This is a genomic window from Microvirga flavescens (genome assembly GCF_003290125.1).
GTDB classification, from domain to species: Bacteria; Pseudomonadota; Alphaproteobacteria; order Rhizobiales; family Beijerinckiaceae; genus Microvirga; species Microvirga flavescens.
Genome location: NZ_QMKH01000008.1, coordinates 94,810 through 120,392, shown reverse-complemented (window position 1 = coordinate 120,392; position 25,583 = coordinate 94,810). Strand labels below are relative to the sequence as shown.

Annotated in this window: 25 protein-coding genes; 17 read left to right on the top strand and 8 right to left on the bottom strand. The window is 60.1% G+C overall.

What is annotated here, in order from left to right; genetic code table 11:
• Nucleotides 1-433: 433 nt before the first annotated feature.
• Both DQW91_RS14955 and DQW91_RS14950 read left to right on the top strand, forming a co-directional pair.
• Complete coding sequence (locus DQW91_RS14955; protein WP_112664449.1) at nt 434-2,113, top strand: arylsulfatase; 1,680 nt, start codon at nt 434-436, stop codon at nt 2,111-2,113.
• 182 nt (nt 2,114-2,295) lie between these two features.
• Nucleotides 2,296-4,086, top strand: coding sequence for an acyl-CoA dehydrogenase family protein (locus DQW91_RS14950; RefSeq protein WP_112664448.1), 1,791 nt, complete (start codon nt 2,296-2,298; stop codon nt 4,084-4,086).
• A gap of 107 nt (nt 4,087-4,193) precedes the next feature.
• Here the strand turns inward: DQW91_RS14950 and DQW91_RS14945 are convergent, their stop codons facing one another.
• The 6 genes from DQW91_RS14945 to DQW91_RS14920 form a co-directional block, all read right to left on the bottom strand.
• Nucleotides 4,194-4,898, bottom strand: coding sequence for an ABC transporter ATP-binding protein (locus DQW91_RS14945; protein WP_112664447.1), 705 nt, complete (start codon nt 4,896-4,898; stop codon nt 4,194-4,196).
• Nucleotides 4,891-5,682 (bottom strand): ABC transporter ATP-binding protein, encoded by a 792-nt coding sequence (locus DQW91_RS14940; protein ID WP_112664446.1) that lies wholly within the window; start codon nt 5,680-5,682, stop codon nt 4,891-4,893. The genes DQW91_RS14945 and DQW91_RS14940 overlap by 8 nt, the downstream gene beginning before the upstream one ends.
• Complete coding sequence (locus tag DQW91_RS14935) at nt 5,679-6,689, bottom strand: branched-chain amino acid ABC transporter permease (protein ID WP_112664445.1); 1,011 nt, start codon at nt 6,687-6,689, stop codon at nt 5,679-5,681. Before DQW91_RS14935 ends, DQW91_RS14940 begins: the two co-directional genes overlap by 4 nt.
• Nucleotides 6,686-7,570, bottom strand: a complete 885-nt coding sequence (locus DQW91_RS14930; RefSeq protein WP_245411053.1) for a branched-chain amino acid ABC transporter permease — start codon at nt 7,568-7,570, stop codon at nt 6,686-6,688. Before DQW91_RS14930 ends, DQW91_RS14935 begins: the two co-directional genes overlap by 4 nt.
• Nucleotides 7,571-7,653: 83 nt before the next feature.
• Nucleotides 7,654-8,928: an ABC transporter substrate-binding protein gene (locus DQW91_RS14925; RefSeq protein WP_112664444.1), complete on the bottom strand. Its 1,275-nt coding sequence runs from the start codon at nt 8,926-8,928 to the stop codon at nt 7,654-7,656.
• A 79-nt stretch (nt 8,929-9,007) separates the two neighbouring features.
• Nucleotides 9,008-9,853, bottom strand: coding sequence for an SDR family NAD(P)-dependent oxidoreductase (locus tag DQW91_RS14920; RefSeq protein WP_112664443.1), 846 nt, complete (start codon nt 9,851-9,853; stop codon nt 9,008-9,010).
• Nucleotides 9,854-10,061: 208 nt separating this feature from the next.
• On the opposite strand from DQW91_RS14920, the gene DQW91_RS14915 reads away from it, so the two are divergent.
• From DQW91_RS14915 to DQW91_RS14895, 5 genes are all read left to right on the top strand, one after another.
• On the top strand, nt 10,062-10,793 hold the full coding sequence (locus tag DQW91_RS14915; RefSeq protein ID WP_157961464.1) for an SDR family NAD(P)-dependent oxidoreductase: 732 nt from the start codon (nt 10,062-10,064) through the stop codon (nt 10,791-10,793).
• Between the two features lie 107 nt (nt 10,794-10,900).
• Complete coding sequence (locus tag DQW91_RS14910) at nt 10,901-11,254, top strand: DUF4286 family protein (protein WP_112664441.1); 354 nt, start codon at nt 10,901-10,903, stop codon at nt 11,252-11,254.
• A gap of 58 nt (nt 11,255-11,312) precedes the next feature.
• Nucleotides 11,313-12,062 (top strand): electron transfer flavoprotein subunit beta/FixA family protein, encoded by a 750-nt coding sequence (locus tag DQW91_RS14905; protein WP_112664440.1) that lies wholly within the window; start codon nt 11,313-11,315, stop codon nt 12,060-12,062.
• A gap of 27 nt (nt 12,063-12,089) precedes the next feature.
• On the top strand, nt 12,090-13,019 hold the full coding sequence (locus DQW91_RS14900; protein WP_112664439.1) for an electron transfer flavoprotein subunit alpha/FixB family protein: 930 nt from the start codon (nt 12,090-12,092) through the stop codon (nt 13,017-13,019).
• Nucleotides 13,016-14,248, top strand: a complete 1,233-nt coding sequence (locus tag DQW91_RS14895; protein ID WP_112664438.1) for a CoA transferase — start codon at nt 13,016-13,018, stop codon at nt 14,246-14,248. The genes DQW91_RS14900 and DQW91_RS14895 overlap by 4 nt, the downstream gene beginning before the upstream one ends.
• A gap of 15 nt (nt 14,249-14,263) precedes the next feature.
• Here the strand turns inward: DQW91_RS14895 and DQW91_RS14890 are convergent, their stop codons facing one another.
• Entirely contained in the window at nt 14,264-14,575 is a 312-nt protein-coding gene (locus tag DQW91_RS14890; protein ID WP_112664437.1) for an NIPSNAP family protein, read from the bottom strand.
• Between the two features lie 156 nt (nt 14,576-14,731).
• Here DQW91_RS14890 and DQW91_RS14885 point away from each other — a divergent pair, with 156 nt between their 5' ends.
• On the top strand, nt 14,732-15,868 hold the full coding sequence (locus DQW91_RS14885) for an acyl-CoA dehydrogenase family protein (protein WP_112664436.1): 1,137 nt from the start codon (nt 14,732-14,734) through the stop codon (nt 15,866-15,868).
• Nucleotides 15,869-15,883: 15 nt separating this feature from the next.
• Here DQW91_RS14885 and DQW91_RS14880 read toward each other — a convergent pair whose 3' ends face one another.
• The gene (locus DQW91_RS14880; protein WP_112664435.1) at nt 15,884-16,765 is read right to left on the bottom strand and encodes an NmrA family NAD(P)-binding protein; all 882 of its coding nucleotides are present in this window, start codon (nt 16,763-16,765) and stop codon (nt 15,884-15,886) included.
• A gap of 144 nt (nt 16,766-16,909) precedes the next feature.
• On the opposite strand from DQW91_RS14880, the gene DQW91_RS14875 reads away from it, so the two are divergent.
• The 9 genes from DQW91_RS14875 to DQW91_RS14835 all read left to right on the top strand — a co-directional run bounded on the left by DQW91_RS14875 (nt 16,910) and on the right by DQW91_RS14835 (nt 25,571).
• A complete protein-coding gene (locus DQW91_RS14875) occupies nt 16,910-17,854 on the top strand; it encodes an SDR family NAD(P)-dependent oxidoreductase (RefSeq protein ID WP_245411051.1) in 945 nt (314 codons plus the stop codon).
• A 102-nt stretch (nt 17,855-17,956) separates the two neighbouring features.
• Entirely contained in the window at nt 17,957-18,868 is a 912-nt protein-coding gene (locus DQW91_RS14870) for an SDR family oxidoreductase (RefSeq protein ID WP_198411878.1), read from the top strand.
• Between the two features lie 2 nt (nt 18,869-18,870).
• A complete protein-coding gene (locus tag DQW91_RS14865; protein WP_112664433.1) occupies nt 18,871-19,290 on the top strand; it encodes a MaoC family dehydratase in 420 nt (139 codons plus the stop codon).
• Nucleotides 19,287-19,736 carry a MaoC family dehydratase gene (locus DQW91_RS14860; protein WP_112664432.1) on the top strand — a complete coding sequence of 150 codons (450 nt, stop codon included), beginning with the start codon at nt 19,287-19,289 and terminating at the stop codon, nt 19,734-19,736. The genes DQW91_RS14865 and DQW91_RS14860 overlap by 4 nt, the downstream gene beginning before the upstream one ends.
• Before the next feature lie 3 nt (nt 19,737-19,739).
• Nucleotides 19,740-20,906, top strand: a complete 1,167-nt coding sequence (locus DQW91_RS14855; RefSeq protein ID WP_112664431.1) for an acetyl-CoA acetyltransferase — start codon at nt 19,740-19,742, stop codon at nt 20,904-20,906.
• Between the two features lie 10 nt (nt 20,907-20,916).
• Nucleotides 20,917-21,339, top strand: coding sequence for a Zn-ribbon domain-containing OB-fold protein (locus DQW91_RS14850; RefSeq protein WP_112664430.1), 423 nt, complete (start codon nt 20,917-20,919; stop codon nt 21,337-21,339).
• 1 nt (nt 21,340) lies between these two features.
• Complete coding sequence (locus DQW91_RS14845; RefSeq protein ID WP_112664429.1) at nt 21,341-22,576, top strand: acyl-CoA dehydrogenase family protein; 1,236 nt, start codon at nt 21,341-21,343, stop codon at nt 22,574-22,576.
• Between the two features lie 13 nt (nt 22,577-22,589).
• Nucleotides 22,590-24,695, top strand: a complete 2,106-nt coding sequence (locus DQW91_RS14840; RefSeq protein ID WP_112664428.1) for an acetate--CoA ligase family protein — start codon at nt 22,590-22,592, stop codon at nt 24,693-24,695.
• Nucleotides 24,696-24,773: 78 nt separating this feature from the next.
• Nucleotides 24,774-25,571, top strand: coding sequence for an enoyl-CoA hydratase/isomerase family protein (locus tag DQW91_RS14835; RefSeq protein ID WP_112664427.1), 798 nt, complete (start codon nt 24,774-24,776; stop codon nt 25,569-25,571).
• The last annotated feature ends 12 nt before the right edge of the window (nt 25,572-25,583 follow it).

Sequence of the window (25,583 nt, the reverse complement as noted above, 5' to 3'; positions counted from 1 at the left end):
TAAGAGAGCACCGGAGAGACGGCTTTCTGTATTGGGCGCTGCTCTCCAGCGGAAGCGACATGCTGTCCTTGTTGGGCGATGCTTACGTCGCCCGTCGTGACGAATATGCCCGAAGGCGTGCCTGACCACTGAACTCTATGAACCTCCGAGTTCCAGAGCTAAGCGGACCTTCACTGAGAGCAGCGGATTTCTGCTTATGACCCATTTCGGTCATTCCCGATTGGCGCCCGTCGAGAGGGATGCGGTCCGGCAACCCGTCGGTGCATCGAAGCCCTCCCCAGCAGGAGGTACTCCCGAAGAGTTCGGTCTTCTGTCTGGTTCGGTGAGCCGGATGTTTCCACGCCGCGTTGATGACTCACCTTGCCGTCATGCGCGCCTGATCCGAGAGGGCGTGCTCGGCGATTCGAGTAACGTCCCAACAACGGAGGCTCAAATGAGACGCAGTTTGTTCGCACTTGGGTTGGGCGCGTTGAGTGCTACGGCTTTGCTTGCGGGCTCGCTTACCGCCGCCCGCGCGCAAACGCCGGGCAAGAGGCCAAACATCGTTATGCTCATGACTGACGATACCGGCTGGAATGATTTCGGTGCCTATTCGGGAGGCGGCGCGGCCCTTGGCCACCCGACCCCGAACATCGACCGCATCGCCAAGGAAGGTGTGGTGTTCACGAACTGGTACGGCCAGGCGAGTTGCACGGCGGGCCGCGCCTCGTTCATCACCGGGCGCATCCCGATCCGCTCGGCGCTCTCGATCGTGGTGGCCCCGGGCGACGAGAATACGATCCGCAAGGAGACGCCAACGATCGCGGAATTCTTCAAGAAGAACGGTTATTCGACGTACTTCTCGGGCAAGTGGCATCTCGGCGACAAGCCCGAGGCCTACCCGATCGAGCACGGCTTCGACGAGATGAAAGCGTTTGCCGCGTACTACCCCGGCGTTTACACCTATGCAGACACCTCCAAGTGGTTCCATCCGTGGTTCCCGTCTTATAACCCGGAGTTCGCGAGGGGCTATTTCGACGTCGTGAACATGTTCGAATGGGAAGGCGTCGCGGGCCAACCGGCTCACAAGGTCGCGACCATCACCTACGACTACCTCGCCAACTTCGATGTGCGTCAGACCGACTTCGCCATCGACTACATCAAGAAGCACGCCAAGGACGACAAGCCGTTCTTCATGGACGTCAACTTCATGAAGATGCACAACCCGACGAACGCCGCACCGAAGTTCGCCGGCAAGTCGCGCCTCGGCGACTACTCGGATTCGATGATGGAGCTCGACGACGACATCGGCCGGATCATGGACACCATTCGCGCGGAGGCGCCCGACACGATCGTCATCCTGACGGCCGACAACGGAGCTTGGCAGGACGCCTACCCCGACGCCGGTACCACGCCCTTCCGTGGCGAGAAGGGCACGGCCTTCGAAGGCGGCTGGCGCGTCCCGGGCCTGATGTGGTGGCCCGGACATATTCCGGCCGGCGCGAAATACGACGAGATGATGTCGCACATCGACTGCTGGTCGACGCTGGCCGCGATGGCCGGTATCACCCCACCGCCGAACGGCGCGTGGACGGGTGATGACGGCAAGCCGGTCTACTTCGACAGCCTCGATAACAGCGCCTACATCCTCGGCCACGCCCGCCACTCCGCCCGGAGATCGTGGATCTACATAGACGGCGAAAACTTCATGGGAGCGCGCACGGACGTCGCCGGCGACCCGAACAATCCCGATCTCAACATCGCATGGAAATACCTCTGGACGGCCAAGGACACGTGGCTCGGATCCGAGCAGAACCTGGGCGCGATTGGCGCAGTCTACAACCTAACTATGGATCCGTTTGAGAAATACGACATGGTCTTCAACGGAGCGGTGGCGGCCCGGCTGCCCCAGGCCTCGCCGGGCAGGTATGCGGGGCAGGACAACGGCTGGGTCCTGGCGCTGATCGTTCCGGTTGTGATGGAGTTCAACAAGTCGATTGTTGACTATCCAAGCATCAAACGGGTGCCGGGTGGTGCATCGACCGACTGGCGGCCCAATCTTCAGACCCCGGACAACCCCGTCCCGTTGCTGGATATGAAGAATCCGCCACGGGTCAAGGCTGGCGGCGGTTAACTGAACCGAGCACCCATCTTCTCGCTGAGAATGGGGAACGCCTCGCGGCTGTGGGTCGTACTTGTAGATTTTCTAACATATGTTAGATTATGTTGGTTGCTTTTTAATAGAGTGATAGCGCCTCCATATTGGCCGACATTTCCCCTCCCACACGCAATCCTTCGAGGGCTTAAGGAAAACGCATGACCTACCGAGCGCCTGTGTCCGATATTGTTTTCACCATGCGGCACGTGGCGAGCCTCGACCGCGCCCTGGAGGATGGCCTCTATCCTGAACTCACCGCCGATTTGGTGGAGACGATCTTGGGGGAGGCGGGCCGTTTCGCGAACGATGTCATCGCGCCCCTGAACCGTGAGGGCGACAAGCACGGTGTCACTCTGAAGGATGGTGTTGTCACCACTGCACCCGGTTGGAAGGAGGCCTATAAGGCCTGGACTGAGGCGGGATGGAACGCCCTTCCGGGGCCGGCTGAATATGGCGGGCAGGGACTGCCGACGCTTCTCAATTCCGCCTGCGTCGAGATGTGGAACGCAGCCTCCATGGCATTCGGCATTGGACCGGTCCTTACGATGGGCGCCATCGAGGCGCTCGTCCAACATGGGACAGAGTACCTGAAGAGTCGGTACCTCGAGAAACTCGTCTCCGGCGAGTGGACCGCGACCATGAATCTGACGGAGCCTCAGGCCGGCTCCGATCTCGCGGCCCTGCGCTCTCGCGCAGAACCCGCAGGTGATGGCACTTACAAGATAACGGGCCAAAAAATCTTCATCACCTATGGCGAGCATGATCTGACCGAAAACATCGTGCATCTCGTTCTCGCGCGTCTTCCCGAAGCGCCTGTTGGCACGCGCGGCATCTCGCTATTTGTCGTGCCCAAATTCCTACCGGACGGCACGCGTAACGATGTGCGGTGCCATAGCATCGAGCACAAGCTCGGCATCCATGCCTCGCCCACCTGCACTATGATCTTCGGCGACAATGGCGGCGCGATCGGCTGGCTCTTAGGCGAGGAGAACCGTGGTTTGAACTGCATGTTCACGATGATGAACAACGCACGCCTGGCCGTGGGCCTGCAAGGTGTCGCCATCGCTGAGCGCGCCTATCAGTTGGCGCTGGCCTATGCTCATGAGCGTAGGCAGGGCCGTGCGCCTGGCGGTGCAAGAAATGTGATGAGCCCCATCGTCGAGCACCCCGATATCCAGCGCAATCTTCTCACGATGAAAGCGCTCACCGCAGCAGCGCGGTCTATCTGTTACCTGACAGCTGAGGCCATCGATCGCGCCCATCTCGAACAGGACGAGTCGGACCGGCGAAAGGCCAACGAGCGCGCATCCCTCCTGACCCCGGTTGCGAAGGCTTTCTCCACCGACATCGGCGTCGAGGTCGCCTCCCTCGGCGTTCAGGTTCATGGCGGCATGGGTTTCATTGAGGAAACCGGGGCGGCTCAGCACTACCGCGATGCACGCATTGCGCCGATTTATGAGGGAACGAACGGTATCCAGGCCCTCGACCTAGTCACCCGCAAGTTGCCGCTTGCGGGCGGTGAAACGGTGGCGGCGCAGATTGCCTCCATGCGAGACATCGTCGCGCGCCTGACAAAAACAGACAGCGTAGAATTGACTTCCATCGCGCCCACGCTCGACGCAGCTATCGGGAGCCTCGAACGCGCAACGAACTTTCTCCTGAGAGCGCTTTCCGCCGATGCGCCGCTGGAAGCTATCGCAGGCGCGACCCCATATCTGAGTCTCTTCGGCATTGTCCAAGGGGGTGGGGCGTTGGCGCAGCTGGCGTTAGCCGCTCATGAGGCGATGCTGAGAGGCGAAACCGCCCCGGCTCATCGTGGTCGAATTGCTCTCGCTCGCTTCTTTGCGGATCACATCGTCACCCGCGTCGATGGGTTAGAGCGAACCGTGGTCGCCGGCATGGCCCCGTTGCTGGATGCCGAACTGGTGCTCGCGAACGAAATACCGTAGTGGGCTTGTTGCCACGGGCACGCGGTTACTCTTTCGGTGCCGGGCATCACGATGACCAGTAACGGGTTTCGTGAAGGCGCCAAGCTTCTGAGGCTGTGCTCGTGAATTCAAACAGCTAGATATCGCTGCTGAAGGTCCGCGCTGGAATCAAACGCCGCCCAGGATCCTTCGAACACCACGCGGCCGCTGTCGAGCAGGTAGAGCCGCTCGGTGCACATGCGCGCGAACCAGACATTCTGCTCCGCGACAAGCAATGCCATGCCATTCTTACGCCGAAGCTCGATGAGCTGATGAACGAGCCGCTCGACGATGACCGGCGCCAATCCTTCGGTTGGCTCGTCCAACAAAAGACATTCCGGCCGCGCGAACATGGCCCGCGCGATCGCCAGCAATTGCTGTTGCCCGCCGCTGAGCTCGAAACCGAGGCGCCCGCGCAAATCGGCGAGCATCGGAAATAACATAAAAATCTCGTCGACCGAATATGAGGCAACGTTGGGGCGCGCGGCGTGACGGCCCATGGCAATGTTTTCCGCCACCGTCAGGTGAGGATAGATGCGGCGATCTTCGGGCACGAATCCGAGCCCCCGGCGAGCGCGACGGAAATCGGACCATGCGGTGATATTCTCTCCGCGATGGCTGACCGGCCCGACGACGCGCGGGCCACCCCCCATGATGCTCTTGAACAAGGTGGTTTTGCCGACGCCATTCCGTCCAAGAATAGCGACACCCTCGCTTTGTCCGATTGCGAGGGTCACGTTCTGGACGATATGGCTGTCGCCGTAAAAGGCATTGAGCGGTCCGACCTCAAGCATGGATAAGTTCCGATCCGAGATAGATCTCGCGCACCATCGCATCGTCGCGGACTTCCGCGGGCGTGCCGGTGGCTATCACGGCGCCCTGGTGCAGGACGGCGACGCGAGAGGCAAGGCCGAATACCACTTCCATATCGTGTTCGGTCAGAACGATCGTCATACGGTGGCGGGCCCTGATGGCGGCGATGAGCTCCGTCGCGGCGCGCCGGTCTGCCGGCGACATTCCTGCGGTCGGTTCGTCCAACATGAGAATCCGTGGTTGTAGCGCCAGGCTCATGGCGAGTTCGAGGCGCTTCTTGTCGCCGTGCGACAAGAGCCGCGCGGGTTCGTCGCGTTTGTCGATCAGGCCGACCTCTAAAAGGGTTTGCTCGACCGCTTCGCGGACGTCGGGCGAAGGACGGCAGGCGAGACGCCGCGCGGGGCGACGGCCCGTATTGCGCTCATGGGCCTCGATGGCGATGACGACGTTTTCTTGCGTGGTCAGCTCCTTGAAGACACGCGCAACCTGGAAAGATCGGCCGAACCCGAGTCGGACGCGTTTCCATTCCGGCATGCGGGTGACGTCGTCTCCTTCGAAACGGACCGTGCCTCTATCGGCGAAAACCTCGCCGGTCAGCACCTTGAACAAGGTCGTCTTGCCCGCCCCGTTGGGGCCGATGACCGCGAAGCTGTCGCCCTCGGCGACCGAAAGATTGACACCCTTGAGAACTTTGACGGATGGGTAATCCTTCACCACATTCGTGGCGACGAGCAAGGGATTGGTGGTGGCGTCGTGGAGCGTCATCGAACGATCTCCGGTCTTGCGGTGACAATCGTCTTGCGGTTCATCCGTTTCCGCAATCGCGACAGGCCGCCGAGAAGACCGCCTGGGAAGGCAAGAACAACAACCAACAGGATCGAGCCGATGATGATCTCAGACAATCCGTGCAGGGTGCGGGTTCCGTACTCGAGCACCGCGAAAACAACGGCTCCCACGACGGGTCCCCAGAAGCTTTGGACGCCGCCGAGAAGCGTATAGAGGATTGGTCTTGCCGAGAACGTCCAGTGCGCGATCTCGGGCGTCAGCAATTGCAGCCAGGGGGCATACAGCGCGCCGGCGATCGCTGTCGTTCCCGATGCGATGGCGAAGGAACGGAGACGATAGGCTTGCACGTCGATACCAAGAAACGCTGCGCGTTCCGCATCCTGCTGAATGCTCTTGAACACACGGCCCATGCGCCCGTGCATGACCCACCACAAGCCGACGGCCAAAAGCGTACACATGGCGATCATGAAGTAATAATAGTTGTTGCCGCTCGCGAGATCGATCGTCGTGAAGCCGAGCGACAGGCGGGGCCGGCGGATGCCCGTAAAGCCATCCTCTCGGCCGAGCGCCGGGATGTAAGACAGCAGCAGATAGACGATCTGGCTCAGCGCAAGCGTCAAAATCGCGAAATAGACGCCGATGGAGCGGCGAAGAGCGAGAATCCCCACGATGAGCGCGACGAGCGATCCGAACAGACCCGCGCCGGCAAACAACAGCAGCGGATGTATCCCGGGCGCAATTTTCGCAGCCCATGCGAACGCGTAGCCGCCGATGGCGAAGAATGATGCGTGACCGAAGCTGACGAGTCCGGTCTGGCCGAACATCAGGTTCCAACTGAGGCCGAAGACGACGTGCAGTGCCAAAGTGCCGGCTATGAACACGATGCCTTTGCTGGTCACGAACGGGAGAGAGACGAGGACCACGAGGATGATGGCCGCGATGGCTGCGTCCCGCTTCCAGGTGCTATTGCTTGCCTGAGACATCATAGGCGTGCTCCTGCGATCAGTCCCTGCGGGCGCATCAGAAGCATCGCGGCCATGGCTACATAGAAAAAGACCCCAGGCACCTCGGAGAAAATGACGGAGCCGTAGGAATCGATCACGCAGAGCAGGATCGAAGCCAGAAACGTGCCGCGAATATTGCCCATTCCACCAACTATCAGAACGCCGAAGGCTTGCACCACGAACACGCTGGCGAGGTTGGGTGAAAGGGTCTGATTCGGCAGCAGCAAGCCGCCGGCGAGTCCCGCGAGAAAGAAGCCGATCACGACGATCCACGCGTAAAAGCGCGGTACGTTGACGCCGAGCATGCCGGCCATCCACGGATCACTCGCCACGGATTTCATGAGTTTACCTGTTGCGGTGTGTTGAAGAATCCACTCCAGTAAACTGTAGCAAAGAACGCCGAGGCCGATGATGAAGATGGCGAAAACCGGCATTACGAGATCACCTGCGATCAAAGCGCCGCCGAGTGCGGCGGGCGTCATGATGCTGTGGAACGACACGCCCCAGATTGCCTTGACGGCGCCCTCGGAGATCAACAGCAGCGCGTAGGTGGCGATCAACGAATAGGCTTCGTCCACATGCTGAAGCGGCCGGAATACCAGCCTCTCCACCACGAGCCCACACAGGCCGACCACGATCCCCGCCACGATGCTGATCAAGATGTACGCGATCGTCGAGGTGTCGCTCGCGAATGTCTTGACGAGAGAGAAGGCCAGATAGGCGCCGATCATGAAGAAGCCGCCATGGGCAAAGTTCAGGATGCGGAGGATGCCGAAGACGAGTGTCAGCCCAGTGGCGAAGAGAAACACCACCATGGCCGTGAATAGCCCGTTGAAGAGAGGGCCGAGAAATAGCGCAAGCACGATTTTTCACCTGTCCGTCAACCTGCCGGCAATGCGCCGGCAGGTCTTGAGAGGGAATTCAACTCAGCGACGAAGGGGCCCGCTCAGCGCTTGTTGTAGAGAAACTTCAACGGCTGACCTGGTGACGGTTCTTCGCTCAAGCCCTCATCTTTGATCACCCGGTGACCCGTGATCTTCCACCCTTGTTCACTGTCGTCGGGGCCGAACTGCACGAAGTTAATATCGCAGATGGCCTGATGGTCTTCCTTGCGGATCTTGCGCATGCCCTTGCAAGAGTCGAATTCAAGACCCTCCAACGCGGCAATAACCTTGTCGGTATCCGTACTGCCGGCCTTCTGGATAGCGCTTGCATAGGCGAGCACGGATGTGTGTGCTTCGCCCACGTACCCGGCCGGATGTTTGTCGCCGGCCATCTTCACATAAGTCTCGTAGAGATCATCGTTGATCTTATGGCCCTTGTACGCGCCGTAGAACCAGTGGAATCCAGACCAGAGTCCCGGCGGTGTGTTCTTGCCCATGGCCTGTGCGATGATGAATTCACTCCCCGGGTCCACCAGGACCTTGAATTTCTTCGTGAGACCATAGGCGGCCGCCTGTCCGAACATCGTCACAGCATCGCCGCCGTAGACGCCGCAATAGAGGCCCTCCGACTTGCTGCGCATGAGTTGCACGATCTCGTTTTTGTAATCGGTCGCACCGAACTTCGCCCAAATCGGATCCGTGATCGTCACGGGCTTCTTGTTAAGCTCGGGATAGAATTGGAGCATGCCGTCTACGAAAGAATCCCAGTTCGACGTGCCGATGGCGGTCTGCGGATTGATCGCGGTCCAGTCGGAAACAGCTGGGTAGTCGGCGGCTACTAGTTTTGCGAGAGCGCGCTGACGTGAATAAGCATGGTCGGCAGTGCGGAAGACATTGGGACTGAACTGATCATGCGTCAGTTCGTTGGCTGCAGCCGCCGATACGACGAGCACCGACTTGTCAGCCTGAAGGGTTGGCGCGATCGCCAGCGCGACGCCACTCGACAACACACCGAACATCAGGTTCACGCCGTTGCCTGCCAGATCCTTCGCAGCGGCAACGCCCGCGGCAGGGGCCGCCTTGTCGTCGCGGGTTACGAGTTCGATCTTCCGACCGAGGACACCACCCGCCTGGTTGATCTGGTTCACCGCGATGGTCGCGCCGGCAAGCTGATATCGCCCGATCACCTCCTGCGAGCCGCTGAGAGGTGCGATCAGGCCGAGGCGAATGGGCGCGCTTTGAGCGAAGCTCGGTCGCGTAAAGCTTCCAAAGGCACTGGCGGCGCCGAAAGCAGCCAGGGATTTCGTGATTTGGCGTCGTGAAAAATCGTTGGACATGGTTCCCTCTTTTGTTCTGGTTATCTAACGGAAGTTAGATTTTTAAGCCTGTCAATGGATATGACGGGCGTCGGCAACGCTATTCGGCGTAAACTCCAGCTTTCAGAAGTGATGCGGAAGCAAGGTCGGCGCCCTGCCTATTGGTGTAAAAGCCGGCACAGAGGCCGCCATCGACCGGCAGGATCGCGCCGGTCACGTAGGAGGCGGCATCGGACAGAAGAAAGAGGACGACGGCGGCGATCTCGTTCGGGTGGGCCATACGTCCGAGAGGCGTCCGGTTGTTCAGGACCTCGTCGACGAAGCGGGCCGGAATGCCTTGTCGAACCAATGGCGTGTCGACGCCATTGGGCGCGACCGCATTGACCCGGATGCCCCGGCGTCCCCACTCGATCGCGAGAACGTCGGTGAGGCCGGAGACGCCAAATTTCGCCGAGCAATAGTTAGATCGGCCGGCAAAGCCTCCCAGCGAATTGACCGAAGCGATGTTCACAATCGCGCCGCGTCCATGGTCAAGCATCCGCCGTCCCGCAGCCTGGCAAGAGAGGAACATCCCCTTCAGATTGGTGTCGACGACAAGATCCCAGGTCGCCTCGTCCATGCTCTCCGCAGGAGCGGGGCGAGATAGGCCCGCCGCCGTGACGAGGCCGGAGAGGGGACCGAATTTCGCTTCGAATGTCGCGACGGCCTGCTCGGTCGCCTCGGCATCCCGCACGTCGAAGGGGAGTGCGATGGCATTGCCGCCGGCCTCGCAGAGCGATGACGTAATGGCTTCAGCTGATTCCGCCTGAACGTCCCCAATGCCGACCGCTGCCCCGGCTTTCGCCAAAGCGCGGGCAACCGCTTCGCCGATTCCAGACGCCGCACCTGTGACCAGGACAGCCCTGCCGGTAAAATCGAAGCTCACGTCTCTCGATGGCGGCTGCATGGCAGGTCCTTCTCATCGGCGAACTTTCAGTTATCTAACAGCTGTTAGATATTCGCGTCAACTACGCTACGCTGATCGGGGTCGTCGCAATGCGAGGCAAGCGAGTGGCAGCGAACACCAAGTCCATAGTATGATGAAATGGCTTCCTTAAATCTAACATATGTTTGATATTCTCCCGATCGTGTCATGGCGACTTGTGGGGGAACGGATGGCCGAGTTCGAGAAGCAGACGTGTGTGGTCACGGGCGGAGGGCGAGGAATCGGTCGGGCAATCGTTGAAATGTTTGCTGCCGAAGGTGCCGAGGTGCATTCGCTCGACGCGGTCGCTCAGCAAAACCCCGTCGGGCACGGCAACGCGCATTTTAAACACTGCGATATAACGGACCTCTCCACGGTCGAGGCGTTTTTCGCCTGGCTGCACGCCTGTGGGAAGAGCGTCGACGTGCTCGTGAACAATGCCGCGACTGTCACTCGCGCAGTGCCGATCACAGACCTTTCGCCGCAAGAATGGCAGCGAACGATCGACGTCAATATTACTGGCGCTTTCAATGTCACGCGCAGCGCGCTTGCTCTCATGGGCAAGGGTGGACGGATCATCAACATCGCCTCGACCTTCGCTCATGTCGGCTCGCCGGGGCGCGTTGCTTACTCGACCACGAAGGGAGCGATTCTCGCCTTCACGCGAAGCCTGGCGCTCGACACCGCGGCGCATGGTATTCGCGTCAACTCCATTTCGCCGGGAGGCATAGCCACCGATCGGCTGATCGAATTGTTCGGGTCACAGCAGGCCGCGGAGAGCCATCTCGCGCAACTCCATCCCGTTGGACATACTGGCAAGCCGGCAGATATTGCGAACGCGGTTTGGTATCTCGCGTCCCGGCGCTCGACATTCATGACCGGCGCGGACCTCCTTGTCGATGGCGGTTACACCGCGCAGTAGCCGGCTCCGGGCGGTACTGCAGACCCTATTGCCAATATTTCGAACGTTCGTTAGATTTCCGACAAATGCCGCGCCGGCCCTCTGCCGGCAGTCGAAGGGAGGCTGCCATGCCGAAGTACAATCTGATCGCACTCACGAACCCGCACGATGGTCGAGACGACGAGTTCAACGAGTGGTACACGAACGTTCATCTCGCGGATGTTCTGAAATTGCCGGGTGTAACGGCGGCGCAGCGCTATCGCCTTGCTGACGTGCAGCATCGGCCGGGACCGTTGGAGTGGTCCTACATGGCCGTCTACGAAATCGAGATCGACGATATCTCGAAGACGCTGTCAGCATTGAAGGCTGCAAGCGGGACCGCGCAAATGCCTCTTTCCCCTGCGCTTTCTCCGGAGCGCATGGTCTGGATATACCAGCCGATCACTGAGCGGGTCGAGCGCTCGCGCGCCATTTCGGGCTGATTGTCGCCCATTCACGAGCGCCGATGCGCTCCAAAATTATCGGATAGGTTACAGGCCCATGAAAGTGTTGGTCCCGGTTAAAAGAGTTGTCGACTACAACGTGAAGGTCCGTATCAAATCGGACGGTTCAGGTGTCGAGCTCACGAACGTGAAGATGTCGATGAATCCGTTCGACGAAATTGCCGTTGAAGAAGCCATCCGCCTCAAGGAGGCGGGCAAGGTTGAAGAGATTGTCGTGGTGTCGATCGGCCCTGCGCAGGCTCAGGAAACGCTGCGCACGGCGCTTGCGATGGGCGCGGATCGCGCGATCCTGGTCAAGGTTGAGGATCCGGTCGAGCCTCTCGGTGTCGCCAAGGTATTGAAGGGCATTGTCGAGGAGGAAAAGCCGAACCTTGTGATCCTCGGCAAGCAAGCGATCGACGACGATGCTAACCAGACCGGCCAGATGCTGGCTGCTCTTCTGGGTTGGGCGCAAGGGACCTTCGTTTCCAAGTTGGAGATCGATGGCGACAGGGCGAGGGTAACCCGCGAAGTCGATGGAGGATTGCAGACCATTGAGCTTGGCCTGCCGGCGATCGTCACGACGGACCTACGGCTGAACGAGCCGCGCTATGCGTCTCTGCCAAACATCATGAAGGCGAAGAAGAAGCCGCTCGATGAGAAAACGGCCGCCGATTTCGGTGCTGACATCACGCCGCGGCTGAAAGTGCTCAGGACCGAGGAACCCGGCGGCCGACAGGCAGGCGTGAAGGTGAAGTCGGTGGCCGAACTCGTCGACAAACTGAAGAACGAAGCCGGCGTCCTCTGATCGGGCGGTAAGAAAAGGAACAGGAAAATGACAATTCTTCTTATCGCAGAACATGACAACGCGACGCTCTCCGACCAGACGTCAAAGACGCTGTCGGCAGCGCTACAGATCGGCCCGGATGTTCATGTCCTCGTCGCCGGCAAGGGCGCAAAAGCGGCAGCCGACGCGGCGGCGCGACTGCATGGGGTGGCCAAGGTTCTGCTGGCGGAGGCCGACGAACTCGAACAACGTTTGGCTGAACCGCTGGCCGCCCTTGTCGTCGCGCTGGCCGCAGATTACGACACTTTCATTGCGCCAGCCACCGCATCGGGCAAGAATGTCATGCCGCGCATCGCGGCGCTGCTCGATTCCGCACAGGTGTCGGAAATTGTAGAGGTGGTGTCGCCGGATACTTTCAAGCGGCCGATCTACGCGGGCAACGCCATCCAGACCGTGCAATCCACCGATTCAAGAAAGGTGATTACCGTCCGCACGGCGTCTTTCCAGCCTGCGGGGGAGGGTGGATCTGCACCCATCGAGACCGTCAACGCCGCCGAGAATCCAGGCGTCTCGATCTTCGTCGAAAACAAGCTCTCGGACAGTGACCGTCCCGAACTCACCTCGGCGAAAATTGTTATTTCTGGTGGTCGGGCGCTCGGATCGTCGGAGAGGTTCACGGAGGTCATTCTTCCCATTGCCGACAAGCTGGGAGCCGCAGTCGGAGCCTCGCGTGCGGCGGTCGATGCGGGCTATGCGCCCAACGATTGGCAGGTGGGGCAGACCGGCAAAATCGTGGCCCCTGACCTTTACATCGCGGTCGGTATCTCGGGCGCCATCCAGCATCTCGCCGGCATGAAGGATTCCAAGGTCATCGTCGCTATCAACAAGGACGAGGAGGCCCCGATCTTCCAGGTGGCCGATTACGGCCTCGTTGGTGATCTGTTCACAATCCTGCCTGAACTACAAAAGGCGTTATGAAAATGACCGAGGTCTCGGGCGCACTGGCCGGCATCAAGGTCATCGATCTGACGCAGATGCTGGCCGGTCCTTATTGCACGATGCTCCTCGCCGATCAGGGAGCGAGCGTCATCAAGATCGAGCCGGTCGAAGGCGATCCGACGCGGCAATTCGGGCCCTTTCCGAAGGACGATACGGCTCACTATTTCGGTGGCTATTTCCAGAGCACCAACCGCAACAAGAAGAGCGTCGCGCTCGATCTGAAATCAGACGAGGGCAAAGCATTGTTTCGCAGACTCGCCAAGGATGCGGATATTGTGGTCGAGAACTTCCGCGCCGGTGTCATGGATAGGCTCGGCATCGGCTACGAGGTGTTGGCGGCCGACAATCCGCGGTTGGTCTACGCGGTGATCCGCGGATTTGGCGATCCGCGGACGGGAAGCAGCCCTTATGTGAACCGTCCGGCCTTCGACGTTGTGGCGCAGGCGATGGGCGGAGCCATGGGCATTACCGGGCCGAATTCCGTGACCCCGATGAAAATCGGCCCGGGCGTCGGCGATATTTTCCCAGCGTCTCTCGCCGCTTTCGGCATCATGGCGGCGCTTCACCATGCAAGCCGCACCGGCCAGGGCCAGTTTGTCGACGTCGCCATGTACGATGGCATTCTCGCCATGTGTGAGCGCATCGTCTATCAATATTCGTATCTTGGAGAATCTCCGGTTCCGGAAGGAAATCAGCATCCGATTCTTTGTCCGTTCGGCACCTTCCCTGCTAAAGACGGACAAGTCACGATCGGGTGCCCGCGCGATTCTTTCTGGCGCGACCTGAGTGCTATCATGGGCCGCCCTGAACTCGCGGACGATCCGAAATTTGCCACCAACAACGCCCGCTTGGCTCACGCGGCTGAAACGGTGGCGATTGTAGAGGCATGGAGTGCCACACGGACCAAGGCCGAGATCGCGGAAGCTCTCGATGGCCGGGTGCCGTTCGGACCCGTCAATACGGCGGCCGACATCTACGGCGATCCACATGTCGCCGCGCGGAACATGCTGGTCGAGGTAGAGCATCCGGGATCGTCCAAGCCGGTCACAATTGCTTCGACGCCGATCCGGATGACAGCCACGCCCGGCGGTGTATTCCACAGGGCGCCACTCGTCGGTGAAGACACAGATGAGGTGCTCGCCGGGCTCGGATTGTCGAATGCGGAAATCGCCGCGCTGAAGGCTCGGAATCTGATAGCTGGCCCGTAACGGTGTCGCCACGGATCAGCGGATCGGTGAAAAGCTCGTCGGTCGCAGGATCACCGTTTCCATGTTCTGAATGAAGGGCGTTGTCTTGGGACCGAACGCGATCCATTCCGGATCCGCATAGAGCTTTGCCCTCAGCTCGTCGCGCTGCTGCATGCTCTCATAGCCCCACATGGTGACGACCTGATTCAACGTCCCGATCTCGGAGACGAAATAGCCGATCATGGGCAGGTATTTGGTGTGCAGCGCCAGCCCTTCAGCCTCGTACAATGCGAGGAATTCCTGAACCTTGCCAGGGTGGAAGGTGTAAGTGCGTTTTTCGATGATCATCGAACAGGCTCCTCATGGCGAGTGTCGAGGCCACACGCTAATCCAGCTTGCAATTAAATTCAAACGAATGTTAGAAAAATGATTGCCGATTTGTACGCACTTGCCCGAACCGTCTCCGAGACGTGTCTCCCACGCCAAGATTTCGCTGGAGGAAAAATGATAGCGCGCACCCTCTTTTCCGAAGAGCATGAAATGTTCCGTGAATCGGTTCGCCGCTTCATGGAGCGCGAGCTGGCACCGCACCATGAGGAATGGGAAGAAAAGGGGGAGGTCCCTCGCTGGGCATGGAAAAAGGCAGGCGAGCAGGGCTTCCTTTGTGTCGCGATTCCCGAGGAATGGGGCGGCGTGGGGGCAGACCGTCGTTATTCGATCATTCTGATGGAGGAGCAGGCTAGGCTCAATCTCACGGGTCTCGGATTTCCGCTTCACTCCGACATCGTCGCGCCATACATCCATCATTACGGAACATCCGATCAGAAGCTGGCATGGCTTCCAAAGATGGCGACGGGCGACTACATCGCGGCCATCGCCATGACGGAGCCCGGCGGCGGTTCCGATCTCCAGGCAATCCGTACGACGGCTGTCCGCGACGGTGATGATTACGTCATTTCAGGTCAGAAAACCTTTATTACCAACGGTCAGACGGCTGACCTCTTCCTTGTTGCCTGCAAGACCGATCGTAGCGAGGGCGCACGTGGCATCAGTCTCGTGATGGTGGAGGCCGATCGTGCTGGTTTCGAGCGCGGGCGTCGACTCAAGAAACTCGGCACCAAGGCGCAGGACACTTCGGAGCTTTTCTTCAATGAAGTGCGCGTGCCGGTAACAAATCTCATCGGTGAGGAGGGCAAGGGCTTCGGCTACATGATGCAGGAGCTTGCCTGGGAGCGCATGCATGTCGGCATCCAGGCGGTCTCGTGCTGCGAGGCAGCGCTCGACTGGACGATCGATTACACGAAGAATCGCCGAGCTTTTGGCAAGGCAGTGATCGAGTTTCAAAACTCACGCTTTACGTTGGCCGAGATGAAAACGGAGGTTCAGGTCGGCCGGATTTTCCTCGATCGCTGCCTGGAACTGGTGCTCGATGGCAAACTCGACACGACCACTGCCGCGATGGTGAAGTTATGGACGAGCGAGATGCAAGGAAAGGTGCTCGACGCCTGCCTTCAGCTGCACGGGGGCTACGGGTTCATGTGGGAATACCCGATCACGCGGGCCTTTGCCGACGCGCGCGTCCAGCGGATCTACGCCGGCACGAATGAAATCATGAAGGAACTAATCGGGCGGACGCTCTGAGGCGAGGACTACAGCCTAGCTCGCGGTGAGTTCGCCTTTTCTTGCTTCGGCAAACGCGCGCCAGCCTAGCGGCATGCGGCCAGTGACACTCTTGACCGTGTCGTAAACGGCGTCGGCAAGTGGCATATTGCCCGCTTCGATTGCCGCGACGCCGCCAGCGAGGCTCGTAGCGTAGACTGGATCCATGCCTTGCTTCAGCAGGATTGGCAGAAGCTCCGTGGGTTCGCGCGGGCGGTATTCGACCGGGCGGTGCGTCACTTCCGAAAGGAGTGTCGCGATCTCTGTCAGGGACAGCGCCTCGACGGCAAGCGGATACGTCTTTCCGCTATGTCTGTCCGGATCGCGCAAAGCCGCTGTGCCCACGGCCGCGATATCTTCTGAGGAAATCCAACTGATTTTTCGGTCGCCCACAAAATGGACGAGACGGTCCGGCCTGTGCTTGAAGCCTGCCCAGACCGTGTCGATGAAGAAGTTGGGTCTCAGATGGGTGAACGAAAACCCCATCGATTCGATCGTGTGCTCGATAAGCTGGTGCCAGGCGAAATGAGGATGCGGCGTGTCGTCTGGCGCAAGCGCGCCGAGATGAACGATGTGACGCACACCCGCAGCCTTGGCGGCGTCGAGCAGGCGTTTGGAATGGATGAGCATGTCGACCGAATATCCTGTGATCAGGAAAACCGAATCGACGCCTTCGAGCGCCGGCCGTAGGGTCTCGGGACGATCATAGTCGAATGTGACGGGAGCAAAGCCTTCGGCGCGTAACCGGTCCGCGCTCCTGGCACTGCGCGCTGCGCCGATCAGTTCGAACTCGCCGGATTTCGCGTCGCCCGCAAGAAGCCGCATTGCAGCACCGCCAACTGTGCCGGTCGCTGCGGTCACCAGAATTCGTCTTGTCATGATTGTTTTCTCTCGCAGGCTTGGCGTGTTGCAAAATCTAACAGATGTTTGTTTTATAGTTGAGCATCTGGGTGAGTGTCCACTATCGACGTGGACGTGCGGGTTTTTCCGGGACGCTCTCCTCCAAGTTCTCGGAGATCGCGCTTGTCGAGGTTCAGCGGGTTTTGTCGCTGCGAAAATGAATGCGGACGAGAAATCGGCACTTGCAGCGGTTTCGAACGAGTGTTAGGTTTTGTTCGAAGCTGCCCGAAGGCGGCGATGAAGCAGCCACTTTGTGCTCGCGAGGGTCTATCGGACGCGTCTGCGTTCGTGCGGCTGAGAAGGAGGAAGGCGATGCGTCGTCTCGAAGGTAGACTGGCCGTAGTCACCGGCGCGGGAAACGGAATCGGTCGCGCAAGTGCACTGCGCTTCGCTGCAGAAGGGGCAAACGTCGCCATCCTCGATATGGAAGAGGAGGGCCTCTCCGCCACAGCGGAGAAAGCCCGTGAAGCAGGCGCGAAGGTGTTGGCGATCACCGCCGACTGCACCGATGAACAGGTTGTCACGGACGCCTTCAAACGCATCTACGCCGAGGCCGGCTTCATTGATATTCTGATGAACAATGTTGGGCAAAGCGCGCGTGAACGGGCGTCCGAATTCTACGCATCGTCTTCGGAAGTCTGGCGCTTCACGCTGAACGTCTCGCTTATGTCGACACTGATCGCATCCCGCCAGGTGGTGCCGTCGATGCGTGAGGCGGGTCGCGGCAAGATCGTGAATGTCGCGTCGAATGCCGGCATGGCGGGCGAGATCGGGCTTTCGGAATACGCTGCCGCCAAAATGGGCGTGATTGGCTTCACGCGCTCGCTCGCGCGGGAACTCGCGCCATTCAAGGTGAACGTCAATGCGGTTTGTCCCGGTGTCACGAAGACCCGGGTTATCGAGCGCATCTCCGATGAAATTCTCGAGCAGATCCGCAAATCGATCCCACTCGGTTTCTTCGCCGAACCCGAGGATATCGCGGCGACCGCGGCTTTCCTCGCCAGCGACGATTCCCGCTACATGACGGGCCAATCCGTCGTGGTCGACGGCGGGCGCTGGATGATCTGACGGACGGCACAGGACGCGAAAGCGAGCGTCGTCTAGGTCCGACGCAAAAAAATCGAACAAAAGTTTGAAATTACAGACACATTAATCGAGAGAGCGCTTAGAATGGAAAAGATGCTGGAAAACAAGGTGGCGCTCGTAACGGGTGCGGGTCGTGGCATCGGTCGCGAGGTTGCTATGCTGATGGCATCCTACGGTGCGAAGGTCGTCGTCAACGATCGCGGCGTCTCGCTCGACGGGAATGACGAGACCGACGCGCCAGCCCGTGAAGTCGTTCGCGAGATCAAGGAAGCCGGTGGCGAGGCGGTTGCCGATTTCGGCTCGGTGTCCGACGCGGACCAGGCGCGCGCCATGGTGAACACCGCAGTCGAGACGTTCGGCAAGATCGACATCGTCGTCAACAATGCTGGCATCTTGCGTGACGCCATCTTCCACAAGATGACCGACGAAGATTGGGATTCTGTCCTCAAAGTCCATCTCTATGGCAGCTACAATGTCAGCCGCGCCGCCGCGGAGCATTTCCGTAAGCAGGAGAGCGGCACCTTCGTGCATATGACATCGACCTCCGGACTCGTCGGCAATCCTGGTCAGGCGAATTACTCCGCGGCCAAGATGGGCATCGTCGGGTTATCGAAATCTCTGGCGCTCGACATGGCGCGCTTCAATGTCCGTTCCAATTGCATTTCGCCTTTTGCGTGGAGCCGAATGGTCGGATCGATCCCGAACACGCCGGACCAGGAGGAGCGCCTGAAAACCTTGAAGATGCTCACCCCGGACAAAACCGCTGCGGTCGCGGTGTTCCTTGCCAGTGACGCCGCGAATGCGGTGAACGGCCAGATTCTGGCGGTGCGCGGCAATGAAGTCTTCCTCATGAGCCAGCCACGCCCGTTGCGTTCGGTCCATCGCTCGGAGGGCTGGACACCCGAGACGTTGCGCGATCATCTTCTCCCGACACTCAAGACATCTTTCATCCCGCTCGACATGTCGCGCGACGTGTTCTCCTGGATGCCGGTCTGACAATGGAACCGTTTCAGCGCTATGACGAAGTCGAGATCGGTGACGTCTATCCGACGGCACCCTTGACTTTCGAGGTCAGCGCCGCGGTCGTAGATGGCTTTCTCGCGGCGACCGGAGACGGCACTGGCCTTTATGCCCGCGAGAGCGACAACCGCCGCGCCCCGTCGATGATGGCCTCGGTCTACCTGATCGATCTCTTGATGGCGCGCCGCTCCCCACCCGGCGGAATCCATGCCAAGCAGGCCATCCGGTTCCATCGGCCCCTCGCAGTCGGCGAAACATTGGGGATCCAAGCGCGGGTCGTGGACAAATACGTCCGCAAGGAGCGACCTTATGTCGTGTCGGATTTCGAGGCGCGGGGCAGCGACGGCGGTTTGGCTGCCAGCGGCCGGATCACCTCGATTTGGGGGAAGGATCGATGAGCCCCGACCTCTCTATTCCTGGAAGACCTAGTTCCATTGTCGCGGGCGACGCATTGCCCGTGCTCAGTCGTCAGATCACTCAGCAGATGATCGACGATTACGCGAACGCCTCGGGCGATTTCAACCCAATCCATGTGGATCCGGAATTCGCTCGAACAGGTCCGTTCGGACGTACCATCGCGCACGGTCTGATGACGCTCGCATTTGCTGCGCAGATGCTGAACGCGTGGAGTGAAGGGACCTTTGACGAGTGCGGCGAGATCGATGTCGCTTTCATCGGTCCCGTCTTCGCTGGTGACGTCCTGACAATTTCGGGCGTGGTCGAGGAAATCCTTTCGCACGAGGGTCGCGCAGCAGCGCGAGTCAGGCTGAAATGCGAAGCTGGCGAGCGGCAGGTTCTCGCCGGAACCGCCATGCAGCCCTTGGAATCGATAGGGAAAGTATAAGTCATGGCGCGAGAAGCAGTGATTGTTGGCGTTGGCGATGTCCCGTTGAAGGATGGGAAAGTCGTCGGTGGCGGTTCCGTTCTGCAGGTTCAGGCGCGCGCCGCGAAAGCGGCGATGGACGATGCAGGTATCGCGATGCGGCATGTCGACGGACTTCTCGTCGCGGGATTGTGGGGCGTTCCAGGGCCGGGGCAGTTGCCGTCGGTGACGCTGGGCGAATATCTGGGTATCTTTCCGCGCTTCGCCGACACGACGAACATCGGCGGCTCTGCCTTCGAAGCTCATGTGGCACATGCGGCCATGGCCATCGAGGCCGGTTATTGCGACGTGGCCTTGATCGTCTACGGGAGCATGCAGAAGAGCGAACGTAGCCGGACGCTCGGCGGACGCCCGTCTATTCTCACCATGCAATTCGAGAATGTCTGGGGCATTCCTCAGCCGGTCGGTGGATACGCGCTCGCAACAATGCGCCATATGCACGAGCACGGGACCACGCCGGAGCAATTAGCCGAGATCGCGGTCGCGACGCGCAAATGGGCAAGCCTCAATCCGGCCGCGACGATGCGTGATCCGATCTCTATCGACGATGTGATGAAATCCACACCCATCTCCGATCCGCTGAAGCTGCTCGATTGCTGCCTGGTCACGGATGGAGCAGGCGCGGTGGTAATGACGACGGCTGAGAATGCGAAGGCGCATGGGTGCCGATCGATCAACATTCGCGGCTATGGCGAGGCACATACCCATTGGAGCATCGGCGCGATGCCGGATCTCGCGCGCCTGACGGCGGCGGAGATGTCGGGCAAGGCCGCCTTTGAAATGGCGGGTATCACTCATGACGCTATCGACGTCGTCGAGTGCTATGACAGCTTCACGACGACCGTCCTTCTCACTCTTGAAGCACTTGGCTTCTGCGAACGGGGCGCCGGCGGTAAGTTCGTTGCCAACCAACGCACCGCTCCAGGCGGCGAGTTCCCGCTAAACACGAATGGCGGCGGTCTGTCCTATTGCCATCCCGGCATGTACGGCATCTTCCTGCTCATCGAAGCGGTGCGCCAGCTGCGTGGAGAATCGGGAGAACGTCAGGTGAAAGGTGCCAAAACGGCACTCGTCCACGGAACCGGCGGAACGCTCTCTTCAGGCAGCACCGTTATTCTCGCGAACCATTGAGGGTTTTGAGATGTCCGAGAACGCAACATATGAAAAGCCCGTTCCCGTCATCGATCCGGGCACGAAGCCGTTCTGGGATGCGACGCGCGAGCACCGCCTGTCGATCCCGCGTTGCCGGTCGTGTGGCAAACATCACTTCTATCCACGCGAACTATGTCCGCATTGCCATTCGGCGGATCTCGAGTGGACGGATGTCAGCGGTAAGGGCGAGATCTATTCCTACACGATTGCCCGCAAGCCCGCCGGTCCGGTCTTTGCCGCCGATGTCCCCTATGTCATCGCCATGATCGCCCTTGATGAAGGCCCGCGCATGCTGACGAATATCGTCACGGCGGATGTCGAGGCCGTCCGAATCGGCGACCGCGTGACTGTGCACTTCGATGACGTGACGCCTGAAATCACCCTGCCAAAATTTACCTTGGACAAGGCCTGAAATGAATTCGACGCATGTCCCCGAAGATATTGTCGCTGTCGGCGAAAGTCTGACCCGCTTCGTCGAGCAGGTTGTCGTTCCGATCGAGAACGCGAACAAGGCGCTCCTGGCGAGCGAACGCACGATCTTTGACGAAAAGGGACGGTTCACGCCCGAGGTCGAGGCCCTGAAGAGGGAAGTGCGTATGCGCTCCGCCGAGCAGGGATTCTACACGATGTTCGGGCCCGAGGAGATCGGGGGTGGCGGATTGGGGCCGCTGGCGGCTGTCTATCTCAATGCACGTCTGTCGAGCCATTGTGGTCCTGGCCGCGTCCTTGTCCATCCCGTGGTCATCCCATCGCCGTTCACCAACGGGCTGTCGCCAGTTCTGAAAAATCTAGATCCCTCTCTTCGGGATCGCTATCTTCCGAGTCTCGCCAGCGGCGACAAGACGCTCTGTTTCGGCTTGAGCGAGCCCGATGCGGGTTCCGACGTTTTCGCGATGAAAACGCGTGCCGTGCGGGATGGCGACGATTGGGTCATCACCGGCACGAAACAATGGATCACCAATGGTCCCTACGCCGACTATGCGATGATCTTCGCCGTCACAGATCCTGAACTCGCAGCGCAACGGAAGGGCGGCATCACCGGCTTTTTCGTCGATACGAAATCGCCGGGCTTTTCCGTCGTTTCGACAATCCCGATCATGGGACAGCTCGGCGCGGAGATCGGCATTCTGGCGTTCGACGGGCTGCGTGTCGCGGACAATCACCGATTGGGCGCAGTCGATCAGGGGTTAAGAGTCGCCTTGCAGGGCGTCAATACTGGCCGGCTCGGCCTTTCCGCAACCTGTATCGGCCTCGCGCGTTGGGCGCTCGACCAGGCGGTGGAGTACGCAAAGGTGCGTAAGACGTTCGACACGCCCATCGGCGAGCATCAGGCGGTACAGATCCTGATCGCGGACAGCGCGGCGGATATCTATGCGGCGGAGACGATGCTGATCGATTGCGCGTTGAAGCTCGAACGTGGCGAGCGCGCTCTGGCCGAGACCTCTATGGTCAAGCTCCATTGCACTGAAGCAGCAAATCGCGTCTTCGACCGGTGCATGCAAGTGCATGGCGGCATGGGCTTGACCAACGAGCTGCGCCTCGAGGCGGGCTATCGCTTCGCCCGCTCGATGCGCATTCCCGACGGCACCAGTGAAATCCAGCGGCGCACCATCGCCCGTGACCTGATCGCGAACGGCGTTAATTTCTGAGGCGGACCGAACCATGAAACATGTAGCGCCCAACAGCCTCGATAGTCTTTTCCGCCCGCAATCGGTGGCGATTCTGGGTGCGTCGGATGACGGCAACCGCATTTCAGGGCGCCCGGTCCGCTATCTCCTCGAAGGTGGCTTCAAGGGCCCGATCTACCCCGTCAATCCGAACCGGGAAACCGTCCAGGGACTGAAGGCCTATCCCTCGCTCGCAGCGGTGCCCGAAGTCCCCGACATCGTGTTGATCGCGGTGCCCGCTGGGTTGACGGAGCTGGCGGTCAGCGAATGCATCGAGAAGGGCGTGCGCGGCGCGGTGATCTTCTCTGCGGGCTACGCCGAGAGCGGCGAGGAGGGCCTCGCCATCCAGGAACGCATCAGCACCATCGCGCGGGCGGGCGGATTGCGTCTCCTCGGGCCAAATTGCCTTGGTATCTTCAACCCGCAGATCGGCTTCTACGGCACCTTCACCCAGTCCCTCGACAAGGAGATGCCGAAACCCGGACCACTCGGCATCATCAGTCAAAGCGGCGCCTACGGATCGCATATCGCCTATCTGGCGCGCCGGCGCGGCATCGGCATCAATTATTGGATTACGACGGGCAACGAAGCGGATGTCGATATCGCCGAATGCCTCGAATGGATGGCGGCGCAGCCGGACATCAAGGTGATCATGGCCTATGTCGAGGGTGTGCGTGACGGCGCGCGTTTCCGTGCGGCGCTCGAACTCGCCCAGAGGAACCGCAAACCCATCATCATGATGAAGGTTGGGCGGTCTGAGGTAGGCGCGAAGGCCGCGAGCTCACATACCGCCTCCCTTGCGGGTTCCGATGCGATCTATGATGCTCTTTTTCGGCAATACGGCGTGCACCGCGCGACGACGACGGAGGAGCAGATCGACGTGGCCTATGCCTGCGCGCGAGGAATTTTTCCGCAGGGCAACAAACTCGGCGTCGTTACCTTGTCAGGCGGAGCGGGTGTGCTGATCTCCGACGCGGCAGAGCGTCACGGCCTCGACGTCGCGCCGATGCCGCTCGCGGCTCAGAAAAAGCTCAAGGAGTTGCTGCCTTTCGCATCGGTTGAGAACCCTGTTGACACGACGGCACAGGCGCTGAACGATATGAACCTCCTGGCTAAAAACCTGGAGGTTATTCTCGATGAAGGCGGTTACGATGCGCTCATCGGCTTCTTTTCCACCGTGCCGAATACCCGCACTCTCTCGGGTCCGCTGAAAAAGGCGATTGCCGATGGTTGCTCGCGGTTCCCGGACCGCTTGATCGCGCTCTCGATGGTGGGCGATGATGATGTCGTGCGCTCCTATGAGGAGAGCGGTTTTCTGGTCTTCGAGGATTCCGACCGGGCGATTCTCGCGCTCTCAGCTTTGACGCGCTTTATCCAGGCATTCGACCGGGCGGCGGTGGCGCCTTTTGTTGCTGTGGCCGAGCCGCTTACGGGCGAGGCTTTGTCCGAGCACGCAGCAAAGGCCTTGCTTGGCAAGGCAGGTATCCCATTCCTCGGCGAACGTCTTGTGACCGATGCCGAAGAAGCGGCTGCTGCGGCCGAAGCGATCGGCTATCCTGTCGTGATGAAGATCGTCTCGCCCGACATCGAACATAAGACCGAAATCGGCGGCGTGCTGATCGGGCTCGCTGATCGAGCCGCGGCTGCGGAAGGCTTCGCGACCCTGATGGAGCGCGCGGCGCGGCGTCGTCCCGACGCGATGATCGAAGGCGTGTTGGTCGCGCCCATGGCGAAAAAGGGCGTGGAGACGATCATCGGCGTCAGCAGCGACCCTGTCTTCGGTCCGGCAGTCATGTTCGGCCTCGGCGGCGTTCATGTGGAAGTGCTGAAGGACGTGACATTCCGCCTGGCGCCTTTCGGACGGGAAGAGGCGCTGCGCATGATCGATGAAATTCGCGGCCGCTCGCTTCTCTCAGGCGTGCGGGGAGCGCTGCCTTCCGATGTCGAGGCGTTGGCTGATGTTCTGGTGCGCATTTCGCACTTTGCCGCCGCCCATTCCGAAGATGTCGAAACGATTGATCTCAATCCCGTTCTCGTCTTGCCGAAAGGCGAGGGCGTCGTTGCTCTCGATGCGCTCGTCGTGCCCCGACGTGGGACTTGAAGCGACACTTTTTTCAAACTACTGTTAGAAAACAATACGGGAGTGAAAAACCTCTCGTTACTTTCCGGGAGGATCAAGATGGTGGACTACTCGGCCTACAAGTACATCAAGTTCGACAAGGCTGGACGCACCATGACGGTGACGTTCAACAAGCCCGAAGTGCTGAACGCCATGACCGCCGCGATGCATGAAGAGGCCTCGCGGGTCTTCTATGATCTCGGCATGGACCACTCCATCGACGTCGTGATCCTGACCGGAGCAGGAAAGGCCTTCAGCGCCGGCGGCGACATCGCGGGCATGCAGGAGATGTACGACAAGCCGGAAATGTTCGAACTCTCGATCATGGAAGCGAAGAAGGTTGTGTTCGGTATCCTCGATTGCGAGAAAGTTCTGATCTGCAAGATGAACGGCGACGCGGTCGGACTCGGCGCGACGATCGGGCTCTTCTGCGATGTGATCTTTGCTGCGGATCATGCGCGCATCGGCGACCCGCATGTGCGTGTAGGCTTGGCCGCCGGCGACGGCGGCGCGGTGATCTGGCCGCAGCTCATCGGCTATGCACGCGCCAAGGAATATCTCCTGACGGGCGACCTCATCAACGCAAAGGACGCCGCCGCCATGGGCCTCATCAACTACGCCGTTCCGGCCGCCGAGCTCGACGAAAAGGTCGACGCCTTCGCGAAGAAGATTGGGTCTGGTGCAATGAAGTCCATCAAGTGGACGAAGACCGCGATCAATATCGGCCTCAAGCAGCTCGCCCATTCCATGATGGACACCTGCATGGCCTACGAGGCTCTCTCCAACCGCACGGGCGACCACCTCGAGGCGATCAAGGCCTTCAGCGAGAAGCGCAAGCCGGTGTTCACAGGCGCCTGATCGGCTGCGCTT

What these genes read in the sequence shown, in the direction of transcription:
- DQW91_RS14840 (WP_112664428.1), top strand. Translation starts at nt 22,590, where the DNA reads ATGAAACATGTAGCGCCCAACAGCCTCGATAGTCTTTTCCGCCCGCAA.
- DQW91_RS14945 (WP_112664447.1), bottom strand. Translation starts at nt 4,898, where the DNA reads ATGCTTGAGGTCGGACCGCTCAATGCCTTTTACGGCGACAGCCATATC.
- DQW91_RS14910 (WP_112664441.1), top strand. Translation starts at nt 10,901, where the DNA reads ATGCCGAAGTACAATCTGATCGCACTCACGAACCCGCACGATGGTCGA.
- DQW91_RS14895 (WP_112664438.1), top strand. Translation starts at nt 13,016, where the DNA reads ATGAAAATGACCGAGGTCTCGGGCGCACTGGCCGGCATCAAGGTCATC.
- DQW91_RS14860 (WP_112664432.1), top strand. Translation starts at nt 19,287, where the DNA reads ATGAGCCCCGACCTCTCTATTCCTGGAAGACCTAGTTCCATTGTCGCG.
- DQW91_RS14935 (WP_112664445.1), bottom strand. Translation starts at nt 6,689, where the DNA reads ATGATGTCTCAGGCAAGCAATAGCACCTGGAAGCGGGACGCAGCCATC.
- DQW91_RS14835 (WP_112664427.1), top strand. Translation starts at nt 24,774, where the DNA reads ATGGTGGACTACTCGGCCTACAAGTACATCAAGTTCGACAAGGCTGGA.
- DQW91_RS14865 (WP_112664433.1), top strand. Translation starts at nt 18,871, where the DNA reads ATGGAACCGTTTCAGCGCTATGACGAAGTCGAGATCGGTGACGTCTAT.
- DQW91_RS14955 (WP_112664449.1), top strand. Translation starts at nt 434, where the DNA reads ATGAGACGCAGTTTGTTCGCACTTGGGTTGGGCGCGTTGAGTGCTACG.
- DQW91_RS14890 (WP_112664437.1), bottom strand. Translation starts at nt 14,575, where the DNA reads ATGATCATCGAAAAACGCACTTACACCTTCCACCCTGGCAAGGTTCAG.
- DQW91_RS14940 (WP_112664446.1), bottom strand. Translation starts at nt 5,682, where the DNA reads ATGACGCTCCACGACGCCACCACCAATCCCTTGCTCGTCGCCACGAAT.
- DQW91_RS14855 (WP_112664431.1), top strand. Translation starts at nt 19,740, where the DNA reads ATGGCGCGAGAAGCAGTGATTGTTGGCGTTGGCGATGTCCCGTTGAAG.
- DQW91_RS14880 (WP_112664435.1), bottom strand. Translation starts at nt 16,765, where the DNA reads ATGACAAGACGAATTCTGGTGACCGCAGCGACCGGCACAGTTGGCGGT.
- DQW91_RS14925 (WP_112664444.1), bottom strand. Translation starts at nt 8,928, where the DNA reads ATGTCCAACGATTTTTCACGACGCCAAATCACGAAATCCCTGGCTGCT.
- DQW91_RS14885 (WP_112664436.1), top strand. Translation starts at nt 14,732, where the DNA reads ATGATAGCGCGCACCCTCTTTTCCGAAGAGCATGAAATGTTCCGTGAA.
- DQW91_RS14845 (WP_112664429.1), top strand. Translation starts at nt 21,341, where the DNA reads ATGAATTCGACGCATGTCCCCGAAGATATTGTCGCTGTCGGCGAAAGT.
- DQW91_RS14850 (WP_112664430.1), top strand. Translation starts at nt 20,917, where the DNA reads ATGTCCGAGAACGCAACATATGAAAAGCCCGTTCCCGTCATCGATCCG.
- DQW91_RS14915 (WP_157961464.1), top strand. Translation starts at nt 10,062, where the DNA reads ATGGCCGAGTTCGAGAAGCAGACGTGTGTGGTCACGGGCGGAGGGCGA.
- DQW91_RS14900 (WP_112664439.1), top strand. Translation starts at nt 12,090, where the DNA reads ATGACAATTCTTCTTATCGCAGAACATGACAACGCGACGCTCTCCGAC.
- DQW91_RS14905 (WP_112664440.1), top strand. Translation starts at nt 11,313, where the DNA reads ATGAAAGTGTTGGTCCCGGTTAAAAGAGTTGTCGACTACAACGTGAAG.
- DQW91_RS14920 (WP_112664443.1), bottom strand. Translation starts at nt 9,853, where the DNA reads ATGCAGCCGCCATCGAGAGACGTGAGCTTCGATTTTACCGGCAGGGCT.
- DQW91_RS14870 (WP_198411878.1), top strand. Translation starts at nt 17,957, where the DNA reads ATGGAAAAGATGCTGGAAAACAAGGTGGCGCTCGTAACGGGTGCGGGT.
- DQW91_RS14950 (WP_112664448.1), top strand. Translation starts at nt 2,296, where the DNA reads ATGACCTACCGAGCGCCTGTGTCCGATATTGTTTTCACCATGCGGCAC.